The sequence below is a fragment of the Isoptericola sp. NPDC057391 genome (genome assembly GCF_042668085.1).
Taxonomy (GTDB): Bacteria; Actinomycetota; Actinomycetes; order Actinomycetales; family Cellulomonadaceae; genus Isoptericola.
Map to the genome: position 1 here is coordinate 1 of NZ_JBHVBO010000238.1, position 5,341 is coordinate 5,341.

Annotated in this window: 6 protein-coding genes; 3 read left to right on the forward strand and 3 right to left on the reverse strand. The window is 74.5% G+C overall.

The genetic code is table 11. The features are described 5' to 3' along the window. The coding region (locus ACFUVW_RS19290; protein WP_430572916.1) for a DNA polymerase III subunit gamma and tau at positions 1-1,138 on the reverse strand (1,138 nt) is incomplete at its 3' end. 92 nt (positions 1,139-1,230) lie between these two features. Here ACFUVW_RS19290 and ACFUVW_RS19295 point away from each other — a divergent pair. The 3 genes from ACFUVW_RS19295 to ACFUVW_RS19305 are packed head-to-tail and all read left to right on the forward strand — an operon-like array spanning position 1,231 to position 3,333. After that, positions 1,231-1,797, forward strand: a complete 567-nt coding sequence (locus tag ACFUVW_RS19295; protein ID WP_430572917.1) for a TetR/AcrR family transcriptional regulator — start codon at positions 1,231-1,233, stop codon at positions 1,795-1,797. Continuing rightward, positions 1,790-2,548 (forward strand): ABC transporter ATP-binding protein, encoded by a 759-nt coding sequence (locus ACFUVW_RS19300; protein ID WP_430572918.1) that lies wholly within the window; start codon positions 1,790-1,792, stop codon positions 2,546-2,548. The genes ACFUVW_RS19295 and ACFUVW_RS19300 overlap by 8 nt, the downstream gene beginning before the upstream one ends. Continuing rightward, positions 2,545-3,333, forward strand: a complete 789-nt coding sequence (locus tag ACFUVW_RS19305; protein WP_430572919.1) for a hypothetical protein — start codon at positions 2,545-2,547, stop codon at positions 3,331-3,333. The genes ACFUVW_RS19300 and ACFUVW_RS19305 overlap by 4 nt, the downstream gene beginning before the upstream one ends. Positions 3,334-3,382: 49 nt before the next feature. On the opposite strand, the gene ACFUVW_RS19310 is transcribed toward ACFUVW_RS19305, so the two are convergent. Continuing rightward, a complete protein-coding gene (locus ACFUVW_RS19310) occupies positions 3,383-4,045 on the reverse strand; it encodes a methionine ABC transporter permease (protein ID WP_430557304.1) in 663 nt (220 codons plus the stop codon). After that, positions 4,042-5,163 (reverse strand): methionine ABC transporter ATP-binding protein, encoded by a 1,122-nt coding sequence (locus tag ACFUVW_RS19315; RefSeq protein ID WP_430572920.1) that lies wholly within the window; start codon positions 5,161-5,163, stop codon positions 4,042-4,044. Before ACFUVW_RS19315 ends, ACFUVW_RS19310 begins: the two co-directional genes overlap by 4 nt. Positions 5,164-5,341: the final 178 nt, after the last annotated feature.

Here is a 5,341-nt window from a genome sequence, read left to right on the forward strand (position 1 = left end):
CCGCGAGCCCCTCGGCGCCGTCGTCGGCGCCGGGCAGCAGCAGGCGCGCGCAGAGCAGCTCGAGGTGCAGCCGGGGCGAGGTGGCGCCGGTCATCTCGGTGAGCGCGGCGTTGACGAGGTCCGCGGCGCGCGACAGCTCGGAGACCCCGAGACGGCCCGCCTGGACACGCATCCGCTCGAGCTGGTCGGCGGGCAGCCCGCGCAGCACGGCCTCCGCGGCGTCGCCGGAGACGGCGATGACGATGAGGTCGCGCAGCCGCTCGAGGACGTCCTCGACGAACCGCCGCGGCTCGTGCCCGGTGGCGATCACCTGGTCGACCACGCGGAAGATCGAGGCGCCGTCGCGCGCGGCGAGGGCGTCGACGACGTCGTCGAGCAGGGTGGCGTGCGTGAACCCGAGCAGCCCGACGGCGGTGTCGTACTCGACCACGCCGTCGGTGGCGCCCGCGATGAGCTGGTCGAGCACGGAGAGGCTGTCGCGCACGGACCCGCCGCCCGCGCGGGTCACCAGCGGCACCACGCCACCGCCCAGCTCGATTCCCTCGGCGGCGGTGAGCTGCTCGAGGTACGGGCCGAGCACGTCCGGCGGCACGAGCCGGAACGGGTAGTGGTGGGTGCGCGACCGGATGGTGCCGATCACCTTGTCGGGCTCCGTCGTCGCGAAGACGAACTTCACGTGCGGCGGCGGCTCCTCGACGATCTTGAGCAGGGCGTTGAAGCCCTGCGGCGTCACCATGTGCGCCTCGTCGAGGATGAAGATCTTGTACCGGTCGCGGGCGGGCGCGAACGTGGCGCGCTCGCGCAGGTCGCGGGCGTCGTCGACGCCGTTGTGGCTGGCCGCGTCGATCTCGACGACGTCGAGCGAGCCGGGGCCGCCGCGCGCCAGCTCGACGCACGACGGGCACTCGCCGCACGGGGTGTCGAGCGGGCTGTCCGGGGTATTGCGCGCGCAGTTGAGCGTGCGCGCGAGGATGCGGGCGGACGTCGTCTTGCCGCAGCCGCGCGGGCCGGAGAACAGGTAGGCGTGGTTGACGCGCCCGCTGCGCAGGGCCTGCATGAGCGGTGCGGTGACGTGCTCCTGGCCGATCACCTCGGCGAACGTCTCGGGCCGGTAGCGGCGATACAGGGCTGTCGTCACCCCGCCAACCCTAGACGCCGCAGCCGACAGCGACGAGGCCGCTGCACAGGCCGAAAAAGTGAGCGACTCACATTCGGTCGTACCATCGAAGCGTGACCTCGACCGCGCCCTCCCTCACCACACCACGCGCCGCGCGCACCCGCGCCCGCATCGTCGATGCCGCGCTCGACCTCTTCGAGCGGCAGGGCTACGACGCGACCACCACGACGCAGGTCGCCGCCGCCGCGGGCGTCACGCAGATGACGTTCTTCCGCCACTTCGCGACCAAGGACGCCGTCGTGGTCAGCGACCCCTACGACCCGCTGATCGCGGAGGCCGTGGGCGCACAGCCCCGAGACCTGCCGCCGCTGACGCGAGTGCGGCGCGGCATGCTCGCCGCACTCGGCGACGTGGCGCCCGCCGACGACACCACGGCGCTCCGGCGGATCGCCGTGGTCGCCGCGAACCCGCGCCTGCGCGCCGCCGTCGTCCTCGCGACCACCGCGACCGAGCGCGCGATCGCGGACCGCCTCGTCGCAGACGGCGTCCCGCGCCTCGACGCGACCGTCGCGGCCGCGGCGTGCCTCGGCGCCTGCACCGCCGCGCTGCTCGCGCGCACCGACGCGACGGCGCCGCTCGCCGACACGGTCACCCGCGCGCTGGAGGTACTCGATGCCTGACGCCCTGCTGCTGGACGACGTCCGGCACACGTTCGGCGGCCGCCACGACCCGCGCGATGCCCTGTCGGGCATGTCCCTGGCCGTGGCCCCAGGCGAGGTGGTCGCGATGATCGGCCTCAACGGCGCCGGCAAGACGACGGCACTGCGCGTGCTCACGGGGCGCCTGCGCCCGGCCGCGGGCGCCGCCCGGGTGCTCGGTCATGACCCGGCACGGCTCCCGATCGAGGCCGCCCGACGGTTCGGCCACGTCGTGGGCGCGCCCCTCGTGGACCCCGCCCTGACCGTCGACGAGAACCTCCGGGTCGCGGCCCTGCTGCACGGGGTCGCGCGCGACGCGGCCGAGGGTGCGGCGGTCGCGGTCGCGGACCGGCTCGACCTCACCGCATGGGCCCACGCTCGCGCCCGCACGCTCTCCCTGGGCAACGCCCAGCGGCTCGGGGTGGCCTGCGCCGTCGTGCACTCGCCCGGCGTGCTCGTCCTCGACGAGCCCACGTCGGCGCTCGACCCGCGCGGCGTCGTGCTCGCGCGCGAGCTGGTGCGGGAGCGGGCGTCCGCCGGCGCCGCCGTCCTCGTCTCCAGCCACCACCTCGATGAGGTGGCACGCGTCGCCGACCGCGTGCTCGTCGTGCACGGCGGCTGCGTCGTCGGGGCCCTCGACCCGGGCGGGACCGAGCTCGAGCGACGGTTCTTCGACCTGGTCCTCGCCGCCGACACGGCGGCCGGCGCCGGCATCGCGAGGGGCGCCGCATGAGCGCACTGCGCACCGCGCTGCGGACCGAGGTCCTCGCCTGGCGCCGCTCCACCGTCCAGCGCCTCGCGACGCCGCTGCTGATCGGCCTGGTGCCGCTCGCATCGGTCGGGATGACGGCGCTCGCGCGGTCCGGCGCCGTCGACGGCGCAGGCGCGGCCAAGCTGGCCGACTACGCCGCCGGCGACCTCGCGACGACGCACCTCGTCGTGGCCGGCCAGATCCTCTCGGTCGCCGTCCTCATGGCCGGCGGGTTCGCGGTCGCGGCGACCTTCGGCCAGCCGCTCGCCGACGGCCGCGCGGGCGCGTGGTTCGGCCTCGCGACGCCGCGTGGCACGCTGGCGCTCGCCCGCGTGCTCGTCGTGCTCGGCTGGGTCGGTGCGTGCGTGGTCGCCGCGGTGGCGATGACCGCCGGGGCGTCGGCCGTGACGGCCGCGTCCGTGTCCGCGCCGTTCGGACCCTCGGCGTGGGCGACGGCGGGACGTGCGCTCGCGGCCGGCCTGCTCGGCGCCGGCCTGGCGCTGCCGTTCGCCGCCGTCGCCACCGCGACGCGCAGCGCGCTCGCCACCGTCGCGGTGCTGGTCGGCGTCGTCGCGCTGACCCAGGTCGTCGTGCTGGTCGGGGCGGGCGCCTGGTTCCCCTACGCCGTCCCGTCCCTGTGGACGGGCACGGGCGGCCCGGCTGCGGCGGCCGCCGTCGGCGGCGTCGCACTCGTGCTGACCGCGGCCGTCGCTCCCGCCGCCGCGGCACTCGTCGTCGCGCAGTGGCGTCGGCTGACCGACGTGTGACCACCCCGCGCCGGATACCGGCTCCGGGCTGACGACGTCGTGCCTGGCGTCAGCGGTGCAGCACCTTGCGCGCCAGACGGTTCCCCACCCACTGCACGACCTGCACGATCACGATGATCACCGCGACGGTCACCAGCACGACCATCCAGTTGTAGCGCTGGTAGCCGTACCGCAGGGCGAAGTCACCGAGGCCACCGCCGCCGATGAGGCCGGCGATCGCGGACATGTCGAGCACCGCGATGAAGAGGAACGTGTAGCCGAGGATCAGCGGGGCGAGCGCCTCGGGCACGAGGACGGTCGTGATGATGCGCCACGACGACGCCCCCATCGCGCGGGCCGCCTCGACGACGCCGGGGTCGATGCCGACGAGGTTCTGCTCCACGATGCGCGACGTGCCGAACGCCGTCATCACCGACAGCGGGAAGATGAACGCCTCCGTGCCGAGCGTCGTCCCCACGACCTGCAGCGTCACCGGCCCGAGCAGCGTCACGAAGATGATGAACGGGATCGGGCGCACGATGTTGACGACCACGTTGAGGACGCCGAACACCGCCTTGTTCGCGAGCAGGTTGCCGGGCCGGGTCACGTAGAGCGCGAGCCCCAGCGCCAGGCCGGCGATGCCGCCGGTGAGCAGCGCGATGGTGACCATCTGCAGGGTCTGGCCGAACGCCTCCCACAGCAGCGGCCACAGGGTGGACCAGTCGCGGTTCATCGGTCGCCCCCTTCGGTGAGCAGGGATCGCGGATCGTCGGCCGGCCGCGCGGCGGTACCCAGGTCGACGACGTCGGCGCGCTCGCGCAGCGCGGCGAGGAAGGTCGTGATGCGGTCGTCGGGCGCGACGAGCTCGACGGTGAGCGAGCCGAACGGCCGCTGGCCGACCTCGCTGATGCCGCCGAAGACGACGGAGCCGTCCACCTCGTGCTCGCGCAGCAGGCGGAAGAGGTCGGTGCCGGAGCTCGCGCCCTCCCGCACGCCGACGGTGACGAGGCGGCCGGGGTGGCGCTCGCGCAAGCGGGCGAGGGCGTCTGGCGAGGGCCGGTCGTGCATGGACGTGCCGACGAACCGCTGGGCGGCGTCGGCGCTGGGGGCGGAGAAGACGTCGTACACGTCCCCGACCTCGACCACCTTGCCGTGCTCCATGACGGCGACGCGGTCGCACAGGGACCGCACGACGTCCATCTCGTGCGTGATGACGACGATGGTGAGGCCGAGCTCGGCGTTGACGCGGCGCAGCAGCGCCAGCACGTCGCGGGTGGTCTCGGGGTCGAGGGCGGACGTCGCCTCGTCGGCGAGCAGGATGGTGGGCGACGTCGCGAGGGCGCGAGCGATGCCCACGCGCTGCTTCTGACCGCCGGAGAGCTGGCGCGGGTAGGCGCGCGCCTTGTCGGACAGCCCGACGAACTCAAGCAGCTCGGCCACGCGGGCCGCACGCTCCTCCTTGGGCCAGCGCGCCACCTTGAGCGGGTAGGCGACGTTGCCCGCGACGGTGCGCGAGCTCAGCAGGTTGAACTGCTGGAAGATCATGCCGATGCGCGCGCGGATGCCGCGGACCTTGCGCTCCGGCAGCCCGGTGAGGTCGGTGCCCTCGACGATCACGGACCCCGACGTGACGGTCTCCAGCGCGTTGACGAGCCGCACCAGCGTGGACTTGCCCGCGCCGGAGTAGCCGATGACGCCGAAGATCTCGCCAGCACGGACGGTCAGCGACACGTCGTCGACGGCGCGCACGGCCCGGTCGCCCTCGCCGAACGTCTTCGACACCCCGCGCAGCTCGATCGCCGGCGTCCCGGGGGCCGGTCCCGTCGCGTTGTCGCTCACGGTCTCGCTCACCTGTTCGTCCTCACTGGTCTGCTCGTCCTGCTCGACCCGGTCGCGGTGTCCATCGTGCCCAGCACGACGGCCGGGGGGCGGGGGCTGGGCCGGGCGGCCGGGCACTCGGAGGGGGAGGAAGCGTTGCGGTTGTGGGCGGCCTGGGCGGTCCGGCACGGCGTGACCAGCAACGGCGAGG

Coding starts and splice junctions, on each gene's coding strand:
- ACFUVW_RS19300 (WP_430572918.1), top strand. CDS start 1,790: ATGCCTGACGCCCTGCTGCTGGACGACGTCCGGCACACGTTCGGCGGC.
- ACFUVW_RS19305 (WP_430572919.1), top strand. CDS start 2,545: ATGAGCGCACTGCGCACCGCGCTGCGGACCGAGGTCCTCGCCTGGCGC.
- ACFUVW_RS19310 (WP_430557304.1), bottom strand. CDS start 4,045: ATGAACCGCGACTGGTCCACCCTGTGGCCGCTGCTGTGGGAGGCGTTC.